This is a genomic window from Alteromonas sp. LMIT006 (genome assembly GCF_024300645.1).
Taxonomy (GTDB): Bacteria; Pseudomonadota; Gammaproteobacteria; order Enterobacterales; family Alteromonadaceae; genus Opacimonas; species Opacimonas immobilis.
Genome location: NZ_CP101291.1, coordinates 2,339,542 through 2,362,723, shown reverse-complemented (window position 1 = coordinate 2,362,723; position 23,182 = coordinate 2,339,542). Strand labels below are relative to the sequence as shown.

The following is a 23,182-nucleotide window of genomic DNA, read 5'->3' as shown; positions in this document are numbered from 1 at the left end:
CACGTTAACAAACAAGCCAGCTAGGCATGTTTAACCAATAAGATGAATTCATGAATTGGGTAGATTTTACAATTCTCGGTATTATCGGCTTATCTGCAGTCGTTAGTCTTGTGCGCGGATTTGTCAAAGAAGCCGTTTCTCTTATTGTTTGGTTAACCGCTTTTTTTGTTGCATCAAATTTTTATCCTCAAGTTGCAACGTTTCTTACCCAAATCCAGAACCCAATGTGGCAAAACGGTGCCGCGATTGCGATATTGTTTGTCGCGACGATTTTAGTGGGTTCCTTTGTCAACTATACATTGGGTCAGCTTGTCCAAGTGTCTGGATTATCAGGAACAGACCGAATATTAGGTATGGTTTTTGGTGGCCTCCGCGGTATTTTGATTGTATCAGCAGTACTGTTTTTTGTTGATACGTTTACCAGTTTAGCAAAAGCCGATGCGTGGCAAGCATCGGTATTGATCCCTGAGTTTGATGTGGTGATTCGATGGTTTTTTGAATACGTACAACAAAACTCAACTTTTTTACAACCCCCAGCAGAATCGTAAGTAGGTAAAACATGTGTGGCATAGTCGGTATTGTTAGTAAAAGCTCCGTTGCTCAAGAAATATATGACGGGCTTACAGTGCTACAACACCGCGGACAGGACGCCGCTGGTATCATGACCATAGATCATGGTAATTTTCATTTGAGAAAGGCCAATGGTTTGGTTCGTGATGTATTTCATACACGTCATATGAAGCGTCTCACCGGGAACATAGGGATTGGCCATTGTCGCTACCCGACGGCAGGCTCATCAAGCTCAGCCGAAGCACAGCCGTTTTATGTTAACTCACCTTATGGCATCGCCTTCGCGCATAATGGTAACTTGACCAATGCCCACGAGCTTGCCGAAGAAGTATCACAAAAAGCCAGACGTCATATCAACACAACATCGGATTCTGAGATTTTACTTAATATATTTGCTCACGAATTAGGACACTGTCGGGATATGACGATTTCGCCGGATGAAGTGTTTACCGCTGTCACTCGAGTGCATCAACAAATTCGCGGTGCCTACGCGGTTGTTGCTGCAATCATTGGCAATGGTATGGTGGCGTTTCGTGACCCACATGGCATTCGTCCACTTGCTTTAGGGCAACGTCATAGCGAGTTTGGCATTGAGTACATGGTGGCTTCTGAGAGTGTCGCGCTTGATGCCGTTGGTTTTGAGTTTATGCGCGATGTTGAACCTGGCGAAGCTGTTTATATTACGAATCAGGGTGAGTTGCACACCAAACAGTGTTTTGCTGATCCAATTTATTCTCCATGTATTTTTGAATTTGTGTATTTTGCTCGACCAGACTCATATATCGACGGCATTTCGGTCTATGCATCACGAGTGAACATGGGTAAGAAACTCGGGGAAAAAATTAAACGTGAATGGGCGGATATTGATATTGATGTAGTCATCCCGATTCCAGAAACGTCCATGGACGTAGCTTTACAAATAGCAAACACGTTAGAATTACCTTATCGACAAGGTTTTGTGAAAAACCGTTACATCGGCCGAACCTTCATCATGCCTGGGCAAACTCAGCGACGCAAGTCCGTGCGCCGTAAGCTCAACGCCATTAGTTCTGAGTTCAGAGGCAAAAACGTTCTCTTGGTCGACGACTCTATTGTGCGTGGTACTACGTCAGAACAAATCATTGAGATGGCACGTGAGTCTGGTGCCAAGAAGGTGTATTTTGCGTCGGCTGCTCCAGAAATCCGTTTCCCCAATGTGTATGGTATTGATATGCCATCTGCTAATGAATTGATTGCATACGGTCGAGAAAACGAGCAAATTGCGGCTTTAATTCAAGCTGACGGTTTGATTTTCCAAGATATCGGTGACCTAGTAGATGCGGTTCGAGAAGAAAACCCAAAAGTATCGCGTTTTGAAACTTCAGTATTTGACGGTCAATATATTACAGGCGATGTCGATCAAGCGTATCTTGAGCGCGTAGACAATGCTCGCTCAGAAGGTGCCAAAAAATCGCCCACGATTCAAGCCGAGCTGAGTAATATTGAGGTGCATAACCTTACGGATTGATGCGTCGAGACGCAACCAATACAGATAAAACAAAAGCCCGATAACAACAGTCATCGGGCTTTTTTGGTTAATACGTATGAATTTAGATGTAGGTAATAGCCGAACCAGACTGTAATAAAATCACAGATAAAGCCATAAGTATCGATAATAGAACCAATCCACACGTCACTACGGTACTAGCGTATATAAAGCCTTTTTCTTCAGGAATATGCATTAAGATGGGTACGCCTGAATACAGTAAGTAAACGGAGTAGGCTAACCCTGCTAAACCGACCATTGCGACAAACCACAAGACGGGATATAGGGCCGCAAAACCGACCATAAATAAAGGTGTTGCCGTGTAAGCTGCCAACTCAAGTGATTGGGTAATCGTTGGCTTTGCATCAAACACTTCTGCCAAATCTTGGATCATAAACGCTAAGCAAATCACGCCTAAAAATAATCCGAAATACATTCCAACAGACATAAACAACGCCGATTCGTTGGTCATTTTGATTAAGTCACCAGCACCGATACTCCAGCCAATTTTGGCGGAGGCAATATAACTACACACTGCGGGTATCAATGAAATAATTGCGATGTGACTGAGTGGATAAGCGAATGTTTCTTTGGTGCGATCAATCGTTTGCCATTCTTCTTTGGGGTGGGTATACAGTCCAAACAAATGGTTCAATAACATAAAGTTACTCCTTTAAGGGGCTAATGTAGCTTTGCCATCCTTCACTTTGTACCGCTTCCAAAGACACATCACATGAGTCAAATATCTGGAATACCGCATGGCGTCACTACAGGGTTCTTGCTTTTAGTGCATTAAATGCACAGTAGAATGTTATATTGATATTATTTTGTTAACAAACGTATAACAAATATGGTGTTTTAATCGCCATAAGTCAAATCAATTTTTTGTATATACGTCCTATCGATTATTTCTAATGAAAATGATGGTAAAATAAAGTCGTGAAATTAAAACCATTATTTTGATATCAAAATCATGAATATTGAACATTTATTAAAGCCAGTAACCGATTTTTTGCATTGTGACACACCACAAGCTTGGATTGACATGGCAAAACGTCCTGAACACTTATCTGTTGTATTACGTGATCATATGGTCTGTGAGCTAAAAGCTGCACAAACCGCGATGTTGTTGATCCGCAAATATGCGGTAGATGATGCATCTTCTGATGCGTTATTGGAGTGGTTAAAACCTTATGAGGATTTTACGTATCGCAAAAAAGGGCAGTGGCAAGACCTCGCAAACTGCAATACGTTAAAGAAAACCATGATCCCACGCGCTCAGTCGCCCGAGAATCAAGATTTGATTGATAAAATGGTGTTGTTGATCAAAGAGGAGTTGCACCATTTCTATCAAGTATTAGAGATGATGCAAGTGTATGGTGTGGAGTATGAGTACACGACGTCTTCTCGTTATGCCAAAACATTATTGAGCCATATGCGCACTTACGAGCCAGCTGCGCTCGTTGATAAACTCATCTGTGGTGCTTATATCGAAGCACGCTCTTGCGAACGATTTGCCCGGTTAGCACCGCATGTTGATCCCCAATTAGGCGAGTTTTACATTTCTTTGTTGCGGTCCGAAGCCCGTCATTACCAAGATTATCTGAGTTTAGCGCAAAGTTTTGCCAAAACAGATATCAGTGATCGTATTGCGTATTTTGGTGGCATTGAAGCCAAAGCGATTACGGATGAAGATGACGATTTTAAGTTTCATTCTGGCACGCCAGCGCAAGCGTTGAGAGTGGCTTAACTAGACGGAAAGGTTCTTGTCTCTAACTCAATACCAGTGGCGCTAACGCGTAACACAGCCCCTTGAGTATACCAATCTCCTAATACCACTCGAGTTGCTTTCTGGCCGTTGACCTCATGCAGATGAATGGCCGGTCGATGGGTGTGACCGTGGATCATTCTGTGCACATTGTGTTTGCCAAACACCTTAATGACTTCACTTGGTGTGACATCCATGATATCCCTCGCAAGCTGTTGTTTATTGTTTTTGGAGACATTTCGTCCTTTTTCTGCAATTCGACGTCGAACAGATAAGGGAAGGGCAAGCATGAGCCTTGGCCACCACCAAGAACGCGCTTTTTTGCGAAACTTCATGTACTCCACATCAAGAGTACACATCTCATCGCCGTGTAACAACACGGTGGGTGTACCATATAAGTCAATGACGACCTGTTCCGGAAGTAAGGTAAATCCAGCGCGTTTGGCATAGCGTTTTTTGAGAGCAAAATCGCGATTACCATGTAAAAAATACACAGGAGTTGAGACAGAGAGCGCCTTAAACGCGTAGGCAATTTGCTCGCTAAATGGGGTAATATCATCATCTCCCAGCCACACCTCAAACAAATCACCTAACACATAAAGCGCGTCGGCATGCGGCGCTTCATGTTCAAGAAAATGTAATAAGCATTGAGTGATATCGGGCCGATCTGCAGACAAATGCAGATCGGAGATGAAGTAAGTGAATTCGCCCATTAAGCCGAGACAGTTGCCTTTTCAATTACAACTGATTCTAAAGGCACATCTTGGTGAAAACCATGATTACCGGTCGCCACGTTTTCAATTGCTTCAACCACTTCGATACCGGCTGTGACTTGGCCAAATACACAATAGCCCCAACCACTGCCTGATTCAGAGCTAAAGTTCAAAAAGTCATTATCGCGAACGTTAATAAAAAACTGCGACGTAGCGGAATGCGGATCATTTGTACGCGCCATGGCAATACTGCCTTTGACGTTGGTCAGGCCGTTGTTGGCTTCGTTGTCAATGGCATCTTTAGTCGATTTTTGTTCCATATCTGGAGTAAAACCACCGCCTTGGATCATAAAACCTTTGATTACACGGTGGAAGATAGTCCCATCAAAGAAACCATCGTTAACATAAGATAAAAAGTTTTCGACCGTTTTTGGCGCTTTTTCTGCGTTCAATTCTAAGGTGATTGCACCGTGGTTTGTTTCTAAAGTAACGGTAGTCATAAGGACGCTCCAATTCGTTGATAAGGGCGCAATAATACTTAAAAATCGTTTGCTTGCAAGCCAAAGCAGACTTTTTGCCAGTTTCAACTAATTGCATTAATGGTATAATCCTGACAAATCTCCTTCTATCTAATTACTTAAGCCAAACCTATGTTACAAATATACAATACGTTAAACCGAGAAAAAGCCATATTCAAACCACGTCAGCCAGGTATTGTCGGTTTGTATGTCTGCGGTATCACTGTTTACGATTTGTCGCATATGGGACATGCCCGCACTTATTTAAGCTTTGACATCATGGTGCGGTATTTACGTCATTTGGGTTTTCAAGTGAATTATGTGCGCAACATTACCGATGTCGATGACAAAATCATTGCTCGCGCAATGGCCAATAATGAGTCTACATCGGAATTAACCGAGCGAACGATTGCGATGATGCATGAGGATTTTGCAGCGCTGAATTTGTTACCACCTGATATTGAACCTCGGGTTACCACGCACATGAATGAAATTATCGATGTCATCCAACGCTTGATTGACAAAAAGCACGCGTATGTGGCTGATAATGGTGATGTGCTATTTTCGGTTAAATCTTATAAAGATTACGGCAAACTCAGCAAACAGGATTTGGAGCAATTGCAAGCCGGTGCTCGCGTCGATGTAGACCAAGATAAACGCGATCCACTGGATTTTGTGTTGTGGAAAACGGTGAAGCCTGGTGAACCATTCTGGGACTCACCATGGGGTGCAGGGCGACCGGGCTGGCATATTGAGTGTTCAGCAATGAATCACAAACATTTGGGCGAGCATTTCGATATTCATGGGGGCGGTTCTGATTTGACCTTCCCACACCACGAAAACGAAATTGCGCAATCTTGCTGTGCCTTTGATACGCCTTATGTAAACTACTGGGTACACACTGGTATGGTTCAGGTCGACAATGAAAAGATGTCCAAATCCTTGGGTAACTTTTTTACATTGCGCGACGTGTTGGCTGAACATCATCCAGAAACACTGAGATTTTTCTTGATGTCTGCGCATTACCGCAGCCAGCTCTCTTATTCACAAGATAACATTGCTCAGGCGCAAGCGTCACTCGAGCGTCTTTATACAGCACTACGTGATGTGACGCCTGATGCACATACTGATCTAAGTTATGGTGGATACCTTGAGCGTTTCGAAGCAGCAATGAATGACGATTTTAATACGCCAGTTGCGATGTCAGTGATGTTTGACTGTGCACGAGCGCTGAATATTGCCAAAGCTTCAGAGCCGGAAGAGGCGGCTAAACTAGCTAGGGTATTGCTGGGGCTTGGTGAGATCTTAGGGTGTTTACAAAGTGCACCAGATGCGTTTTTGCAAGCGGGGGATGATGTCGATGTCGAACAAATTGAAGCTCTCATTCAGCAACGAAAACAAGCTCGTTTGGATAAGGATTGGGCGGCAGCAGATGCGGCAAGAGATGCTCTAACGGCGATGGGAATTGTTATCGAAGACAGTGCCCAAGGAACAACATGGCGTAAAGCTTAGGGCTGCATGACGCAAAGCCTAAGCCAATATAGCATGAGCCATGGGCGAAGTAGATTTAAATTGTACCGGTTCGTGTTACGTCTACGATTAAGGTCAGCTTTTGCCCTGGTTGCAAATATTTCTGACCAAATAGATTATTCCACTGTTTAATTTGGGCTATTTTGACATTAAATTTTTGACCAATCTGAGCTAGAGAATCACCTCTACGCACGGTATATGTCACTTTGCGCTGGATCCCAACCGGCTTATCAGCTTCATACCAAATCACTAAGGTTTGCCCTGGCTTGAGATAATCTTTAGGCGAAAGACCATTCCAACTGGCAATTTCTCGTGTAGACACTTTGTATTGTTGTGCAAGATCCCACAAGGTGTCACCTGATTGAATCACATGTTTGATATTCACATCGGCTTTTTTGCGATTCTGTAATCGAGCTGTTCGTTGCTCTTCAGAAAGCCCGTAATTCTCTAATGAAGTTAGAGACTGAGGCACAAGCAGATGCTTTCCAGCAATAATGACGTTGCTTTTAAGATCGTTAATGTCCTTAATAACATGAACAGTTGTAGCGTATTTTTGAGCTAATACACCAAGACTTTCACCAGGTTGAACTTTATGCCGTACCCATTGGACTTTATCTGATTCAGATAGCGCTGCAAATTCACGGGTAAATTGCTCAGTTCTATCTATAGGTAAAACCAAACGGTGAGGACCTTTGGGATCAGTTGCCCAGCGGTTAAACCCCGGGTTCAAAGCATGTAGTTCATTCACACTCAGACCTGCAAGCTCGGCAGCTTTAGCGAGATCAACCTGACCGTCAATCTCAACCACATCAATCATAGGCTGATTAGGTATATGAGGCCAAACCATTTGATATGTTTCAGCTTCTTTGAGCAGTACGACCAATGCCATCAACTTCGGCACATAACCTTGCGTTTCTTTGGGTAATTTTAAAGACCAAAAATCCGTTGCTTTACCACTGCGTTTGTTCTTGCGAATTGCGTTGCGAACTCGCCCTTCTCCCGAGTTGTATGCGGCCAGTGCATGCTCCCAGTTGCCATCGAAAAACTTGTGCAAATATTGAAGGTAATCAATTGCTCCTTGTGTGGAAGCGATAATATCTCTGCGACCGTCATACCACCAGGTTTGTTGCATACCAAAGCGCTTTCCTGTGCCAGGAATAAACTGCCACATACCAGCAGCGCTACCATGTGAATATGCAAAGGGGTCAAACGAACTTTCGACAATGGGAAGCAAGGCCAACTCTAATGGCATGTTGTTCGCCTCAAGCTCTTGCACTATGTAGTAAAGAAAAAATTTAGCGCGCTGGCTAATGCGTTTCATATAGTTGGGATGCTTTGCATACCAATCAATTTGGCTCTGAATTTGTTGTTTGTCGATTGCTAAGGTATCTAAGTTTTGGGCGATGTATTGCCATAAATCGTTGGTAGGCTTAATGGCTTTTGGGAGCTCAGATTGAGGTGTTTCAACAATAATGTTATCGAGCGTTTCAGCTATTTCAGCAACAGGATGTACAATGTCAGGATCGGTTTCATCCTGCACTGGAGATTGTGAGGCTGTCTTGTTAGCGTATAAGCCAAATGCGCTTTTACCATCAGTACTTACGCAGCCGCTGATTGTGACAACAGACAATACTCCACACAGCAGCAATAACACCGTTCTCAAATCATACCCTCACACAAATAAATGTGCGTGAAGTGTACGGATTTTTGGTTGTTTTTGCTACTAAAATTCGTCTTTAGCCAGTCTTAGCTGCGTAAATACTTCAACATTATCAAGACCTTTATGTCCAGAACGTTGTTCAGCGAATTTTACCACTGGTGAGAATTTAACCCGTAAAAAAGGGTTTAACTTAAGCTGTTGAGATAACGTCGTTGGAATGGTGGGTATATTACTCGCCTGTTGCCTTTCTGCCCACGCCTTATAATGATTCAGGTCAGGATTATCGGGTTCGACTGTTAAGGCAAAAGCAATATTAGCCAGTGTATATTCGTGCGTACAGTAGATCTGGGTTGATGGTGGGAGTCTCACAATCTGTTGTAAGCTCTGGTGCATTTGCGCGAAAGAACCTTCAAAAATACGTCCACATCCCACTGAAAATAACGTATCACCACAAAACAGGACATCATTGGCGTAATATAAAATATGGTCAAGAGTATGCCCAGGGGCTTCCATCACACGAAACTCTGCACCAAACTCATTGAGAAAGACACAATCTTCACTGGCCAATGGGGTGGTGATTTCTGGAATTTTGGCCGAGTGAGGGCCAAATACGGATAACGCAGAATTGTATGCTTTGAGTGCTTTTAATCCCCCGGTATGATCAGGGTGGTGATGCGTAATCAAAACGGAAGAAAGTACCAACCCAAAACGCTCGACAAAATCAATGACGACGTTTGCATCTCCTGGGTCAACGACGACACAGTGAGTGTTATTGAACATTGCCCAAATATAATTGTCGGTAAAAGCAGGTAAAGGCAGAATGTGAATGTTATTTGAATAGCCTGCATTTGCTTGAGTTTGTTGTAATAATAATTGCAACGCGCTATCTTCTAGCTGTACCGACAAATTAACAAAGTTGGTTTTTTTGTGTAAATTCATAAAGGACTGAACAGGCTCATGATGCTGTTTCCGGCTAAAATATCACGAAAAATTGATTACCCAATGGATTGGAAGTGTATCAGTCGTTATCAAACGGTGCAAAGAAAACTCATCGATATTCTGAACGAATTTGGGCCGACGATGTACGGTGATTATTTGTTGCGAATCGGGCCATTGAGTCAACAGCTAGACTGGAATAAACACAGTCTGCGCAGAGAACTCAATATTTTATGTAATGCACCATCTGAGTCAGCCAATTTAAATAGCTACCTATGCAACAGTGACTATCACTCCTTGGCGATTCAGGAGCATGGTATGGACGCCATTTTGGCATTGCATGCGTTAGATTTTAGCTCTGATCCCCACACTCAATTGCGGGAGTTTGATAGGGTATTGAGGTCGGATGGATATTTAATAATGACAGGCTTTAACCCAACGAGCCTGTCAGGCTTAGCGCATCTATCTCCGTGGTTCAAACAAAACCCGTTAAAATCCGCTCGGTACTTTAGTGCACTTCGCGTAAAGGACTGGTTATCGTTGTTAAATTTTGAAGTGATTCACACTGAATACTTTGCAGGTCACAACCTTTTGGCAAAAAGCCAAAAAGACAAAGCACTGGGACGATTCGAATCGCTTGCATGCTTACGCAGTATGTATGTGATTATTGCAAGGAAAAGAGAGACGCCACTTAATTTGATAGCACCAAAATTGGTCAAAATAAAGCCGCGACTCAGACCGGCCGCGGCTCACTTAAATACTGCCAGTAGACGCTGATGTTATTTGACGCGCATACCTGGCTTGGCACCTTCATGCGGTTCTAAAATGTAGAGTTCATCGCCACCTGGACCTGCAGCTAAGACCATTCCTTCCGACATCCCAAAACGCATCTTGCGAGGCGCTAAATTAGCCACCATAACAGTCAGTTTTCCGGATAGCTGTTCCGGAGAATAAGCGGATTTAATCCCGGCAAAGACTTGTCTCGTTTCAGTGCCAATGTCAAGTTGCAGACACAATAACTTATCAGCGCCTTCAACGTGCTCGGCAGAGACTATTTTGGCGATGCGTAAGTCAATCTTGGCAAAATCTTCAAACTGAATTGTGGGAGCAAGTTCGTCGTCTGATGCAAGTTTCGCTGTCTTTGCCGGCTTCTTTACAGGGGCCGCTTTGGGAGCAAGGTTTTCTTTTGATGCTTCCACCATAGCAGCCACTTTGTCTTTATCCACCCGTTGTAACATGGCCTTGAATTTATTAATACCGTGACCGGTTAACGTATTACTGGTTGCTTCCCAAGTGAATGTGTCATTGAGAAACGCCTCAGCGCTTTGCGCTAAATTTGGCACCACCGGCGCAAGATAAATAGCTAGAATACGGAATAAGTGAATACCCATAGAACAGACATCATGCGTGAACTGTTCTTTGCCTTCTTCTTTGATGGTGACCCATGGGGCTTGCGCATCGATGAATTGATTTGCGGCATCGGCCAGTGTCATGATTTCACGAATTGCATGATGATATTGACGTTTTTCAAAATATTGGGCAATCGCATCGGATTTGTTTTGGAATTGAGCTAACAGCTCAGGATCCATGACATTTTCAGACAACTGACCAGCGAAACGCTTGGTAATAAATCCAGCACAGCGACTGGCAATATTCACTACTTTACCGACTAAGTCAGCATTGACCTTTTGACAAAAATCGTCAAAGTTCAAATCAATATCCGTCACGCTATCATTGAGTTTAGAAGCAAAATAATATCGCAAATATTCTGGGTTTAAATGTTCAAGATAGGTGCTCGCTTTAATAAAAGTCCCTTTTGACTTTGACATCTTAGCCCCGTTGACCGTCACAAAACCGTGAATGTTAACGCCGGTAGGCTTACGGTAACCTGCACCTTCGAGCATGGCTGGCCAGAACAAACAGTGAAAATAAGTGATGTCTTTGCCGATAAAGTGATACATTTCAGCGGTAGAGTCTTTGGCCCAGAACTGATCAAAGTCAATCCCATGCTGGTCAGCGTAGTTTTTGAAGGACGCCATGTAGCCAATGGGTGCATCGAGCCAGACATAGAAAAACTTACCTGGCGCATCAGGGATCTCAATCCCAAAATACGGCGCATCACGAGAAATATCCCACTGCTGCAAGCCACCCTCAAACCATTCGTTGAGCTTGTTGGCCATTTCAGCTTGAATGGATCCAGAGCCAATCCATTCATGCAACATCTCAGTAAATTGAGGCAAATCAAAGAAATAATGCTCAGAGTCTTTTAGTACCGGAGTTGCGCCACTGACCACAGAACGTGGGTTTTTGACTTCGGTTGGAGAGTAAGTCGCGCCACAGACATCACAGCTATCGCCATTTTGGTCTTCAGCTCCGCATTTTGGGCAATCACCTTTGACGAAGCGGTCGGGAAGAAACATTTCTTTTTCTGGATCATAAAGCTGATTGATGGTTTTCTTAGTGATGTAACCATTCGCTTTGAGGCGATTATACATATCTTGAGAGAATTGCGTGTTTTCAGGTGAATGCGTTGAGTAATAATTGTCATAGCTGATCCCAAAACCCTGTAAATCACGCCAATGTTCTTGACGAGTTGCTTCAACCATATCTTCTGGTTTAACGCCTAGTTCTTGCGCCTTGAGCATTACCGGCGTGCCATGCGCATCATCGGCACAGACGGCAATGATGTTGTGTCCACGCATACGCTGGAATCGGGTCCAAATGTCCGTTTGTATGTGCTCGAGTAAATGTCCTAAGTGAATTGAACCATTGGCGTACGGCAGGGCACTGGTGACTAGGATGTCGCGGGAAGATTGACTCATAGTTTGCTTTCTTTTTTTACCTCAAATTTATGGTGTGCGATTTTAGCTTAAATGTTACTATGTGTACATTGGACATTTTGCAATACCATTGAGAACAAGACGCTTATGCGCTTATGTGACAAAGATATTTGGACGTATTTACAACAGGGTAAAATCACTATATCGCCACAACCCTCTTATGAACATATTAGTGGGCTGACGGTCGATATGCGCTTGGGCAACAAGTTCCGCGTATTTGAAGATCACGCTGCACCTTATATCGATTTATCCGGTGCCAAGTCAGATGTGCAGAATCAGCTTGAAGCAGTCATGAGTGACGAGATTACGATTGCAGAAGATCAGTCTTTTTTCTTGCATCCAGGTGAATTAGCATTAGCCATCACTCACGAATCTGTAACCCTTCCAGACAACATTGTCGGCTGGTTAGATGGCCGTTCGTCATTGGCGCGTTTAGGTTTAATGGTGCATGTAACAGCACATCGAATTGACCCGGGTTGGTCGGGAAATATTGTTTTGGAGTTTTTTAATTCAGGCAAACTGCCATTGGCACTAAAACCGGGGATGAAAATCGGCGCTTTGTCGTTTGAGGTATTATCGGCGCCAGCCGAGAAGCCCTACAATGCTCGTGTTGATGCTAAATACAAAAACCAAGATGGTGCTATCGCTTCTCGAATCAATCAAGATCAAGTAGGGGATTAATGTTGGATTGGACACAAATGCAGAACTGGCTTGTTCTAGTTTGGCTGTGGGTTCACGAATATAAGGTGCTTAGCACCATTGGCTTGATTACGGTGGTGCTACTGATAAAGCATGCCATAATAAAGTGGGCCAAAAAGCGCAGTAAGAAACTCAAAACCGATCACCGGAACTCTATCAACACATTTGAGAATATCGTCAATGCCATTTTGGCGTTTGTTGTTATTGCGTTTTGGGCCAACGAAATGCAAAACCTCGCCTTATCCATTGCGGCCTTTATGGTGGCCATTGTTTTGGCAATGCGCGAATTTATCCAATGTGTGATCGGATTTTTTTACTATGTATCGGTCAGACCGTTTCGCGTTGGGGACTGGGTGAAAGTTGATAATGTGGCCGGTGAGGTGGTTGAGATCGATTGGGTCAAGACTGTCTTGTTAGAAATCGACCCTGAACATTATGATTACACCGGTCAGCACATCTATGTGCCGAATAACAAGCTCATTTCGCAAACGGTAAAGAATCTCAATTTTTTTAAACGCTATTCGTTGCATCAGTTTACTATCACTACTGAGCCGACCGTTAATGTATATGAATTTGTCGAAGATTTTGCGACATTTGCGCGTGAACAATGTGCGCATTTCCGCGAGGTTGCGTTGCGCTATAAATCCTTCATTGAGCACAGTTTGGATGCTGAGTTTATCGATGTGGATCCACACATTACCGTTGAAACCAATCGCTATGCTAAAACCGTGGTGACAGTGAGTTTGTTCTGCCCAACGAACGAACGCGGTGAGCTTGAAGATATGTTAGGCAAAGAATTTATGCGAATGTGGTTCGCCCAGCTCAAAGCACAAACAGGAGCTGAATCCTTATTGGTCAATCCATCCATATCAGCTCCGATTCATACTTCTCCTTAACACTAATCTGAGTGCAGTGCTTCAATTGGGTTAAGTTGTGAGGCTTTGATCGCAGGGAAGACACCAAAGCCTACACCGACCAGCATACAGATGGATAAAGATAAGACAATAGCGGAGAGGGACCATGACACTGCCCATTCGCTATAAAATCCGATCACTTCTGATAGCACTAAACCAAACACAATACCCAATATGCCTCCGAGTAAAGAAATCGTAAAACTCTCCGCCAAAAACTGTAGGCGAATATCGCGTTGTGTCGCACCGACGGCTCTGAGTAGGCCAATTTCTGTGGTGCGTTCCATGACGTTAGCCAGCATAATATTCATGATGCCAATCCCCCCAACTAACAATGAAATCCCTGCCACACAGGCCATAACAATATTAAATATTTGCTGAGTTTGTTTTTGCTGAGCTAATAATTCTGCCGGAATGATGATGTCGTATACGTCAATATTATTGTGACGAGTAGCCATCAAGTGCGTCACAGCTTTGGCGGCAACAACCGGATTGGTTTCAGTTGAGATTTGGAGTTTGAAACTGTCTAACTCACTGTCAAGCGGATTGAACGCAAATTTTTGTTTAGCGGTATTGAGAGGAACAAATACGCGATAGCGGTCGCCACCAATTTGTACACCTTGAAATTCATTTTTATCCCCAGCAGGTGGCTGTAACACACCAACGACTTGAAGCCACAGGTGGTTCACCTTAACCATCTGGCCTACTGCAGACTGATTGGGAAAAAGTTCTTTTGCCGCATCAGCTCCTAGGACAGCCACTTGAGCCAAGCGAATATCATCCTCAGAATAGGTATAGCGACCATCGGCCAAAGTCAAATTGCCATGTTCATAGTAGCTTGGTGTGATGCCGACAACCTGTGCATCTGATTTTGCGAAGTCTGAGTATAAGGCATATGTTTTGATGGTTTTACTGGCCGAGAACTCTGTCACAAAGGGGAGAGTCGCAACGGCTGCTTCGACATCACCAGTGTTGAGGCCAAGCGATTCCTCACGAATTTCGGTTAACTCATCATCGGTAAATTCGACCGCGTTGACAATGATGTTATTCACCCCCATCGAATCGATCATCTTTAACGCTTCGCGTTCAGCGCCTTCACCAATATTGAGCATGGCGATAACCGCACCCACACCAAAAATCATCCCCAACAGGGTTAAGAATGTGCGCAGTTTTTGTGCGGATAGCTCGTGTAACGCATCGATAATTAACTGTATGTATGTCGAGATAATATTGGCTTGATGTGACATTACTTAACTTCCTGATTGTTTTGTGAAGCAACAATTCCGCTCAGCGCGATTTTGGTACCAGGCTCGATGCCTTCAAGTATTTCAATAAAGTGCAGGTTTTTGCGTCCCGTTGTGACGACTTGACGGCTAAAGTCATTGCCATCTTGAACATATACATAGGATTGCTCATTCTCATAAATGACGGATTGCAATGGCACTGTTAGTGTCGTTCTTCCAGTCTCTACCGTAATTTTGGCCGTTAACTTGCGACCCGGTTGGAGCTCTAACGCATCTTGTTGGTCAATATTCGCGCTGAGTGCAAAGTATTTGGTGGGATCACCTCGTTGGATTTCGCTGGGAAATTTGGCAACTTCCAAAATTTGACCAGTGAATGTTTTTTCAGGAAAAGCATCTAAACGAAATTCAATCTGATTCCCTTTATCTAACTCGATGGCTTCATTGGCAAGTACATATAAAGAAACTTGTAAATTGCTTAAATCGGGGATCTGCGCAATCGGACTGCCAGGAAAAACGGTATTGCCGACAGCAGGTTTTTCGCCACGTCGGTCTTTCATATACAAAATTAATCCATCACTAGGTGCTCTGACTTCGAGTTGATTCAAGGCCATTTGATGTTGTTTTAACTTCTTGGCATGACCCGATTTTCGGATATCTAGAACAGATTGTTCTGAGGCATGTTGTTCGTCTACTGAAGATGCTTTCCAATCGAGAAAACCATCTTTGGCTTCCAAAAAATCGCGATTCGCCATGGTATCTATGATTTCTAATTTAGAATAAAGTCTTAAGTCGTCAATGGCGAACTGTTCGACAAACTGAAATTCCGCATCGACAAAGCTTTGCTCAACGGCAATCTCACTTTTTTCTTGGGTCTGCTCAGCGATTCCGGCAAGGATGTCTTGCTGAATTTTGCGTATGGCAAATTCTTCTTCTAGTTTTTGGCGCATAATGCGTTCTGAATCAAATCGAGCAATGACATCGCCCGCTTTGACTAGAGTATTTTCGTCGACTAACCAAGATAAGACCATTGGCCGACGACCTGGAGTGGTAATGCGTTCCGCTGAGGCGGGTTCTACTTCACCAAAGGCGTCGATGGCAATAACAAACTCCTGTTCGGTCACGGTATAGGTTGGGATCTGGGTATCCATTGTGTCGCCACAACCTGTGAGTCCTAAGCAAAATAAGAGACACATGTTGAGTTTTTTCATGGTTGAGTCTCCGCTGTGAGAGTCTCTGTGAAAACAAGTTCCTCGTTGGCATCAGGCACTAACGCGAGGCCTTCTTCGTTTAAAGGCAAGGTCACGTTTGCCTGCATTCCAGGCCGCATGATGGCATTTTCGATCTCATCAAACGTTACCCAAGCATCAAAAATAATGCGTTGGTTTCGCTGTGATTTGGCTCGATAAGATTTGCCTTTATTTGTGATGGTGCCCTTAAACGTTCGTTCAGGATAGGCCGTTAAGACAATGTCCACGCGCTGACCAATCGCGACTTTTTGAGTATCGGATTCGTCTATTTCCATTTTGACAGCAAGTTTGTCCAATGAGGGCACATTGACTAAGGTATTTCCCATGTGCACGTTATCACCTACGGCATATCGATCACCGTCATTATTTTTGTTGATGATAGCGATACCATCCACCGGGCTTTTGATTTGGAGTTTTGCCATGTTTTGGCGAATTTCTTTTACCCGTGAGGCATGGTTGGCAATGCGAGCTTGTTGCACTTGTTTGTTGAGTACTTTGCGCAGGCGATGCTCGTCCAAACGCTGCTGAGCTTGCTCGCTCAAGACGCGAGTTATGTCCCAATCGGCTTGTTGTTGGCGACGCTCAATCTCAGAGCGAGAAGCATCTGTGATCTTTGCTTTGCGTTGAGCTTTTTCTTCGTTCATCCGAGCTTCGGCAAGCGCTAGTTCTAAGTCTTTTTCTCTGGCGTTGTCCTGCAGTTGTATGTTTTCAAGCTCCTTAGTCGCAGCATCCAAATCTGCTTGCTGACCTACCAGACGATTGCGCAAGTCTTGACCGTCAAATTGAATAAGTAGATCACCTTGTTGAATACTTTGGTTATCAGCTACTAATTTTTGTACTTTGTAATTCCACATGCGTGAAATAGAAGGTGGACCGAAGCTGAGGTCTTGTAAAGATTTGAGCTCAGCTGCAACGGTCAAGGATGAAGGCCCAACATAATCTCTTATTAATGTAGAGACAAATTCTTTGCGTGTATCAATACGCACACTCATCCCGATCATCAGGTCTCGTTCTGGTACCTCATTAAACTCAATGATTACGGGAAAATAACTGGCGTTACTCAACTGAGGGTTTTTTTCTGCTTGACGACTGATTGATGCAATAGTGCCTGAATAATAAGATCCGGGAAAGGCATCAAACGTCAGTGTGACTGGATCGCCTTCTTTGAGGATTAAGGCGTCAATCTCATGCACGTATGATTCGATTTGTAAGTCGGTTGATGCTTGCACATCTAACACTTTCCAGCTTTGCTGGACATTCATACCTGAGCGCAGTTTTCGGCCATACCAAGGGTGTAATGCATAACTCACCGACCCAGTGTGTTGGGCAGTGACATTGAGTTTTTCCATTAACCCCGCTAAATAAGTAATTTCGTCTTCGACCTGTAATATATCGATGCGTTTTTTTTCTAGCCCAGCTTTGAGCTGTTGTTCTGCTTCAATGACTGCCTCTCGAGCTTTACCTTGTTCCATCAGAGCGCGTTCTAAGGTGAGTTCATTTTGCCCACGTTGATAAGCATTAATGGTATCCGATACGATGGATACTGGGATGCGTGCTTTGGCCACGCGCATTTGGGCCACAGCGAGTCGACCTTGAGCTTCAGTAACCGCTTGTTCTAAGCGCATCTTTAGTTGTTTGAACTCGAGGTTTAAGGTATCTAAGCGCTCCTTATTCTGTTCGAGTTGTGCTTGGGTTGCAGCGCCATCAAATACCACGACAGGCTCCCCTTTTTGTACAATATCCCCTTCTTCTGCCATCCATTGGATCTGGATCTGCCAACTACTAGAGCGTGGGGCGTTGACAATTTGTTTGGCCGCAGAGCTGACTTTACCCGACAAGACCAATGGGACATCTTGCGCCCATGTCAGAGCACTGAAACATAAAACAAAGGTAATTATGCAGCGGAACATGTTTGAGTATCCTCGATAATTTGACCGTCCTTCATGCGAATCACGCGCTGTGCGTATTCTGCAATGTCAGCTTCGTGTGTCACCATGACAATGGTTTGGCCTTGTTGGTGTAATTCAGTTAATAGCCCCATGATTTCTTCTGAGGTCTTGCTGTCCAGATTACCCGTTGGCTCATCGGCCAAAATCACGCTAGGTTGATTAATCAACGCGCGCGCGATGGCCACCCGTTGTCTTTGACCACCGGACATTTCAAATGGTTTGTGATGTTTACGATGAGACAACCCCACTCGTTCAATTAACGCATTGGCACGAGTGCGCGTTTCACTTTGAGACACATCAGTATATCGTAAGGGCAGGGTGATGTTACCCACTACATCGAGTTTAGGGAGCAGGTGAAAGGTTTGGAAAATAAAGCCAATGTAGCGATTGCGGATACTTGAGAGCGTATCATCATCTAACTGTGCAATATTTTGATCATTGAGAAAGTAATCTCCGGTTGTCGGGCTATCTAGGCAGCCCAACACATTCATAAGGGTCGATTTTCCTGAACCCGATGTACCCATAATAGCAACGAACTCGTTTTTTTTAATATTTAACGAAACGTTATTTAAGGCCGTTACGGTTTCATCACCATTGCTAAAGGTTTTGCTTATTTGACGCAGGCTGATCATAGCACTCATCTCGATTGTTATTATTCCTTTATACACAACAAGCTAAGGTTTTTGATCAGCCTTGTCGAGGGACAAGTTGTAACGGTTTATTGCTGACGTAAAGCCGCAACTCTGGCATCGATTGGAGGATGACTAGAAAATAGCTGTTTGACATTGCTGTTGATTCCAAAAGCGGCCACTTCATCGGCAAGGGGCTCTTCAACTCTGGGATTTTTAAGCTTTAACAAAGCATTTATCATAGCCGTGTTTCCGACCATCTTGGCCGCATCAGCATCCGCTCGATATTCGCGTTTGCGCGAGAACCACATGGTGATCATGTGTGCTAAGAAACCAAGGACAATTTCACAAATAATTGAGACAATCCAAAACGCAGGGCCATGTCCACGCTCTACTTTAAAAACGACCCTATCTACTGTGTGGCCAATGATCCGAGATAAGAAAATAACAAACGTATTCACCACACCTTGTAATAATGTCATCGTGACCATATCGCCGTTGGCCACATGAGCCACTTCGTGGGCTAGCACGGCCTCCACCTCTGCTTGATTCATTACATCGATGAGACCAGTGGATACTGCTACTAATGAGTTATTTTTACTCCATCCGGTAGCAAATGCATTAGGTGCATGACTGTTAAAAATCCCCACTTCAGGCATACCGATATTGGCTTGTTCAGCTTGTCGTCTGACGGTTCTGAGTAACCACGCTTCGGTTTGATTGCGAGGCTCGGTTATCACATGCACATTCATTGCCCGTTTGGCCATGAACTTTGAGAGCAACAATGAGATGAATGAACCCGCAAAACCAATGACCGCGGAATACACCAAAAGAGCCGTCAGATCCAAATCAACGCCGTTTTGTGCAAGTAATCCTTGGAAACCTAATAGACTAAAAGTAATTGATATCAATGCGATTATCGCGATATTCGTGGCGATAAATAGGGCAATACGTAGCATTTAAAATGTCCTCAACGGTAAAAATCGCCTCACTATGAGGCACACTAATTACAATATAAAGGGCTTTTATGGCGATTCAATGGCAATGATAAAATATTTATTTTATGACGATATAGGCAAATCAAACCACAACGCCTCAACATCAGATTGGGCAACGATATTCAGCTCACTGCCGGAGGTGGGGGCAACGGCGTCACCTTGTCGAAAGGTCAGTCCCTCACTCGTTACATGTCCTTTGATGAGATGCAAATAGCCTTGCCTTGCACATAACTCATGGGATTCTCCCGATGCTAGACGTAAACGGTAAATACTGGCATCTTGATGCATGCTAATTGAACCATCAGAACCATCTGGTGTGACTAATGGAGTAAGGGATTGCTGTTGTTCGATTCGTTTTTGCTCGTAACCAGGCTCAATCCCTTTGCTCTTGGGTAGGATCCAAATCTGCAAAAAGTTCACATCATTTGTTTGCGACGCATTGTATTCAGAGTGCATAACGCCTGATCCAGCACTCATGCGTTGAACCTCCCCGGCGGTCACACGATATTGATTACCTTGGTTGTCTTTGTGTTCCAAAGCACCATCAATCACATACGAGATAATTTCCATATCCTGATGACCATGCATACCAAACCCAGCACCGCCTGATACGATATCGTCATTAATCACTCTCAATACCGAAATGCCCATATGCAGAGGATCATAGTATTGACCAAATGAAAAGCTGTGTTTGCTATCGAGCCAGCCAAAGTTTGCTTTACCGCGTTCTTCCGCTCTGCGTATATACATAATTAGACTCCTAAATGTGTTTACACACATGAGTATAGATCTATAAAAAAGAATAAAAAGCGAAAATTATTTGATAAAACGTTCGATTTTATAGTCGTTATGAGGTTGGGTTTCATTTTGTCAATTATAAAAAATGTTGCTATGACCACCTTGGTAAGTAGAAGATATTTATGCGTAAATGATGGTATGTGTGTCGAAAAGTCACAAATGGTGAATTGGCGTGTGAATTAGTAAAAAAATCACTAGCAAATTCTATCTAAATCCCTATAATGCATTGCCTACGGTCGGTGTGTGGCGCAGCTTGGTAGCGCACTGTCATGGGGTGTCAGGGGTCGTAGGTTCAAATCCTATCACACCGACCATTTATCTGCTTTCCCACAATCTCAAACGAATCCACAGCATGTTGACTTACCTACGACGAGAGCGCGAAGCGGTCTTGTAGGTTCACCAAAACGTCTGGAACGTTTTGGCACGCGCTTTAGCGCGGCCCGAAGGGCGGAGCACAGGATGTGCGGAGTAAATCCTATCACACCGACCAATTTCTTCTGCTCCGTGATTATTCGAACAAATCCACTAGTCTCAAATATACCTAATACGGTCTCATGAACCCGCATTTTTGGTTAAATTTAATCCGTTATGAGGAACACTATATAGCTTATAATGGGACCGCAAAAAAAAAGGTTGCCATGAGCAACCTTTTTTATTCAGACGTATATTATCGGTTACTAATATATAACGTAACTTCAAATCCTAATCTCATTTCATGATATTCAGGTTTAGTCCACATAGTTTTTACTCCATTTGTTAAAAACTATCGATAAGTATAGGCGGATTTAATGATTATCTATACCCTTCAATAGTAGGAAAAATAGAAGCGGTACATTGGATAGTCTCTTGTCGTTGAGCATTTTGCCATCATATGGTTATTATTTTACTGCCGGTTCAGTCACTATTTCTTATTGAAGCCGCAAACGGTAAACTATCTCTAATTAGTTCATTAGTTAGCTGTGAAATTTATGCTTCATATCCTTCGTACGTGTATCGTGTTGTGTTCAGTCGGACTCCTTTGGGGCTGCAGTCAGGAGCAAAAAGTCGATGAATCATCAACAATAAATGACCGGGTCTATACATTAAAATTAGCGCAAACGTGGAGCAAAGATTTTCCTATCTTTGGTGAGTCTGTGCAGAATATGGCTCAATATGCCAAAGAGATGTCGAATGGTCGACTGATCGTCCGCATCGACTCTGCCAATAAGCATAAGGCGCCTCTAGGTGTATTTGATATGGTGCGTTCTGGACAATATGACCTTGGTCATACCTCATCGTATTACTGGAAAGGCAAAGATATCAATACGATGTTCTTCACTACTATGCCGTTTGGACTCACTAGCCCCGAGCAATTCGCTTGGTTTTATGGTGGAGATGGGCAAAGGCTGATGAATAAGGTCTATGATAAATTTGGTTTGATGTCCTTTCCCGGAGGAAACACGGGCAATCAAATGGGAGGGTGGTTTCAAAAAGAAATCAACACGGTCGCAGACTTACAGGGGCTCAAAATGCGGATTCCTGGGTTTGCTGGTGAGATCATGGCAGAACTTGGCGCAAAGCCAACAAATGTCGCGCCAGGGGAGCTTTATACTGCACTGGAGCGCGGTGCAATAGACGCCCTTGAATGGGTCGGCCCGTCGCTGGATTTGCGCATGGGCTTTCAGCAGATTGCTAAGTACTATTACACCGGCTGGCATGAACCTGGAGCCGACTTACAGTTTTTGATCAACAAACGCAGTTTTGCGCGGTTACCTTCCGACTTACAAGCGGTCCTCGTGAATGCAATGCGGTTATCCGCCTTTGAAATGTATGCCTACTCCTATCACGAAAGTGCCGTGAATTTGGCGACGTTGCAACGAGATTACCCAAACGTGCAAATCAAAACCTTCCCCAAACCGGTGATGCGAGCATTGCGTGAGGCAAATGACAAATTACTCTCTGAGTTTGCTTCACGTGATCCGCTAACCAAAGAAATCATTGAATCTCAACAGAGCTACCTAAAGATGGTGCGTCATTGGACCCAAATTTCAGATCAGGCTTATCTCAATGCCCTTGAGTAATTTTCTTTAGGTCTAATTAAGACTTAATATTGTTTGAGGTGTGATATCTGAAATGATGACGCATCCAAAGTCACGTTGTGGTGTTTGGCTAATGCATCAAGTTCGGCTTGAGCAATGGATAATTCATCCATGACGAGAGTATTGTCATCGAGTTGCCACAATAAGCGAGAACCGGCATAACTATACTGAATCGCATTCATCGCGTTGATATCTCCGTCCTGTGCTGCGCGTTTTAACGTTGCCATTTTCCGGGTAAGTTTGTTCAGGACTTGTTTGAGCTCCCAAACATAGACCACTTCTGTCATAAAAGGGTGTTGCTTGATGTTACCCAAAATACCGCCAATTATCAGGGCTGTCACAATAACGCCCAAGAGATTCCAATGAAAATGACTGCCATCTGGATCGGGGAATACGGCAATAAGAGTTTGCGCGATGCCTAAGCTACCCGATGTTAGTGCAATGATGCAACAGACGATCACCACATTGAGACGTTTACGGTAACGCGATTTATTGATTTGGATTAATTCCATAATGATAGATGTAAAACGAACCCTAGATGGGATCATGCCATATTTTGTTGTGTGTGT

Annotated in this window: 22 protein-coding genes and 1 tRNA gene; 9 read left to right on the top strand and 14 right to left on the bottom strand. The window is 43.7% G+C overall.

Annotation, left to right across the window (positions count from 1 at the left end; all coding sequences use genetic code 11):
- Positions 1 to 50: 50 nt before the first annotated feature.
- Together NLG07_RS11020 and purF are read left to right on the top strand one after the other, a co-directional pair.
- Entirely contained in the window at positions 51 to 548 is a 498-nt protein-coding gene (locus NLG07_RS11020) for a CvpA family protein (RefSeq protein WP_254855493.1), read from the top strand.
- Positions 549 to 559: 11 nt separating this feature from the next.
- Complete coding sequence (gene purF, locus NLG07_RS11015) at positions 560 to 2,077, top strand: amidophosphoribosyltransferase (RefSeq protein ID WP_254855492.1); 1,518 nt, start codon at positions 560 to 562, stop codon at positions 2,075 to 2,077.
- An 82-nt stretch (positions 2,078 to 2,159) separates the two neighbouring features.
- Here purF and NLG07_RS11010 read toward each other — a convergent pair whose 3' ends face one another.
- On the bottom strand, positions 2,160 to 2,756 hold the full coding sequence (locus NLG07_RS11010; protein WP_254855491.1) for a Yip1 family protein: 597 nt from the start codon (positions 2,754 to 2,756) through the stop codon (positions 2,160 to 2,162).
- A 312-nt stretch (positions 2,757 to 3,068) separates the two neighbouring features.
- On the opposite strand from NLG07_RS11010, the gene miaE reads away from it, so the two are divergent.
- Complete coding sequence (gene miaE, locus NLG07_RS11005; RefSeq protein ID WP_254855490.1) at positions 3,069 to 3,845, top strand: tRNA isopentenyl-2-thiomethyl-A-37 hydroxylase MiaE; 777 nt, start codon at positions 3,069 to 3,071, stop codon at positions 3,843 to 3,845.
- Here miaE and lpxH read toward each other — a convergent pair.
- Positions 3,842 to 4,576 carry a UDP-2,3-diacylglucosamine diphosphatase gene (lpxH, locus tag NLG07_RS11000; protein ID WP_254855489.1) on the bottom strand — a complete coding sequence of 245 codons (735 nt, stop codon included), beginning with the start codon at positions 4,574 to 4,576 and terminating at the stop codon, positions 3,842 to 3,844. The genes miaE and lpxH overlap by 4 nt on opposite strands.
- Positions 4,576 to 5,076 (bottom strand): peptidylprolyl isomerase, encoded by a 501-nt coding sequence (locus NLG07_RS10995; RefSeq protein ID WP_254855488.1) that lies wholly within the window; start codon positions 5,074 to 5,076, stop codon positions 4,576 to 4,578. The genes lpxH and NLG07_RS10995 overlap by 1 nt, the downstream gene beginning before the upstream one ends.
- Before the next feature lie 150 nt (positions 5,077 to 5,226).
- Here NLG07_RS10995 and cysS point away from each other — a divergent pair, with 150 nt between their 5' ends.
- Complete coding sequence (gene cysS, locus NLG07_RS10990) at positions 5,227 to 6,606, top strand: cysteine--tRNA ligase (protein ID WP_254855487.1); 1,380 nt, start codon at positions 5,227 to 5,229, stop codon at positions 6,604 to 6,606.
- A gap of 55 nt (positions 6,607 to 6,661) precedes the next feature.
- Here cysS and NLG07_RS10985 read toward each other — a convergent pair whose 3' ends face one another.
- The gene (locus NLG07_RS10985; RefSeq protein ID WP_254855486.1) at positions 6,662 to 8,287 is read right to left on the bottom strand and encodes a LysM peptidoglycan-binding domain-containing protein; all 1,626 of its coding nucleotides are present in this window, start codon (positions 8,285 to 8,287) and stop codon (positions 6,662 to 6,664) included.
- 60 nt (positions 8,288 to 8,347) lie between these two features.
- On the bottom strand, positions 8,348 to 9,223 hold the full coding sequence (gene gloB / locus NLG07_RS10980; protein WP_254855485.1) for a hydroxyacylglutathione hydrolase: 876 nt from the start codon (positions 9,221 to 9,223) through the stop codon (positions 8,348 to 8,350).
- A gap of 18 nt (positions 9,224 to 9,241) precedes the next feature.
- On the opposite strand from gloB, the gene NLG07_RS10975 reads away from it, so the two are divergent.
- A complete protein-coding gene (locus NLG07_RS10975; RefSeq protein WP_254855484.1) occupies positions 9,242 to 9,997 on the top strand; it encodes a class I SAM-dependent methyltransferase in 756 nt (251 codons plus the stop codon).
- A gap of 2 nt (positions 9,998 to 9,999) precedes the next feature.
- Here the strand turns inward: NLG07_RS10975 and metG are convergent, their stop codons facing one another.
- Positions 10,000 to 12,042, bottom strand: a complete 2,043-nt coding sequence (gene metG, locus NLG07_RS10970) for a methionine--tRNA ligase (RefSeq protein WP_254855483.1) — start codon at positions 12,040 to 12,042, stop codon at positions 10,000 to 10,002.
- A 105-nt stretch (positions 12,043 to 12,147) separates the two neighbouring features.
- Here metG and dcd point away from each other — a divergent pair, with 105 nt between their 5' ends.
- Both dcd and NLG07_RS10960 read left to right on the top strand, forming a co-directional pair.
- Positions 12,148 to 12,741 (top strand): dCTP deaminase, encoded by a 594-nt coding sequence (dcd, locus tag NLG07_RS10965; protein WP_254856866.1) that lies wholly within the window; start codon positions 12,148 to 12,150, stop codon positions 12,739 to 12,741.
- A gap of 17 nt (positions 12,742 to 12,758) precedes the next feature.
- The gene (locus NLG07_RS10960; RefSeq protein WP_254855482.1) at positions 12,759 to 13,655 is read left to right on the top strand and encodes a mechanosensitive ion channel family protein; all 897 of its coding nucleotides are present in this window, start codon (positions 12,759 to 12,761) and stop codon (positions 13,653 to 13,655) included.
- A gap of 2 nt (positions 13,656 to 13,657) precedes the next feature.
- On the opposite strand, the gene NLG07_RS10955 is transcribed toward NLG07_RS10960, so the two are convergent.
- From NLG07_RS10955 to NLG07_RS10930, 6 genes are all read right to left on the bottom strand, one after another.
- Complete coding sequence (locus NLG07_RS10955) at positions 13,658 to 14,917, bottom strand: ABC transporter permease (protein ID WP_254855481.1); 1,260 nt, start codon at positions 14,915 to 14,917, stop codon at positions 13,658 to 13,660.
- Complete coding sequence (locus NLG07_RS10950; protein WP_254855480.1) at positions 14,917 to 16,122, bottom strand: efflux RND transporter periplasmic adaptor subunit; 1,206 nt, start codon at positions 16,120 to 16,122, stop codon at positions 14,917 to 14,919. The genes NLG07_RS10955 and NLG07_RS10950 overlap by 1 nt, the downstream gene beginning before the upstream one ends.
- Entirely contained in the window at positions 16,119 to 18,071 is a 1,953-nt protein-coding gene (locus tag NLG07_RS10945; RefSeq protein ID WP_254855479.1) for an HlyD family secretion protein, read from the bottom strand. Before NLG07_RS10945 ends, NLG07_RS10950 begins: the two co-directional genes overlap by 4 nt.
- A complete protein-coding gene (locus tag NLG07_RS10940) occupies positions 18,056 to 18,742 on the bottom strand; it encodes an ABC transporter ATP-binding protein (RefSeq protein ID WP_254856865.1) in 687 nt (228 codons plus the stop codon). The genes NLG07_RS10945 and NLG07_RS10940 overlap by 16 nt, the downstream gene beginning before the upstream one ends.
- A gap of 86 nt (positions 18,743 to 18,828) precedes the next feature.
- A complete protein-coding gene (gene htpX / locus NLG07_RS10935) occupies positions 18,829 to 19,698 on the bottom strand; it encodes a protease HtpX (RefSeq protein ID WP_254855478.1) in 870 nt (289 codons plus the stop codon).
- A gap of 102 nt (positions 19,699 to 19,800) precedes the next feature.
- Positions 19,801 to 20,490 (bottom strand): pirin family protein, encoded by a 690-nt coding sequence (locus tag NLG07_RS10930; RefSeq protein ID WP_254856864.1) that lies wholly within the window; start codon positions 20,488 to 20,490, stop codon positions 19,801 to 19,803.
- A 282-nt stretch (positions 20,491 to 20,772) separates the two neighbouring features.
- On the opposite strand from NLG07_RS10930, the gene NLG07_RS10925 reads away from it, so the two are divergent.
- Positions 20,773 to 20,849: transfer RNA gene (locus tag NLG07_RS10925), tRNA-Pro, on the top strand.
- A gap of 353 nt (positions 20,850 to 21,202) precedes the next feature.
- On the opposite strand, the gene pqqA is transcribed toward NLG07_RS10925, so the two are convergent.
- A complete protein-coding gene (pqqA, locus tag NLG07_RS10920; protein ID WP_254856863.1) occupies positions 21,203 to 21,274 on the bottom strand; it encodes a pyrroloquinoline quinone precursor peptide PqqA in 72 nt (23 codons plus the stop codon).
- A 229-nt stretch (positions 21,275 to 21,503) separates the two neighbouring features.
- Between pqqA and NLG07_RS10915 the strand changes: the two genes are divergently transcribed.
- Positions 21,504 to 22,595, top strand: a complete 1,092-nt coding sequence (locus NLG07_RS10915) for a TRAP transporter substrate-binding protein (protein ID WP_254855477.1) — start codon at positions 21,504 to 21,506, stop codon at positions 22,593 to 22,595.
- A 23-nt stretch (positions 22,596 to 22,618) separates the two neighbouring features.
- Here the strand turns inward: NLG07_RS10915 and NLG07_RS10910 are convergent, their stop codons facing one another.
- Complete coding sequence (locus NLG07_RS10910; protein ID WP_254856862.1) at positions 22,619 to 23,125, bottom strand: DUF3087 domain-containing protein; 507 nt, start codon at positions 23,123 to 23,125, stop codon at positions 22,619 to 22,621.
- Positions 23,126 to 23,182 lie beyond the last annotated feature (57 nt).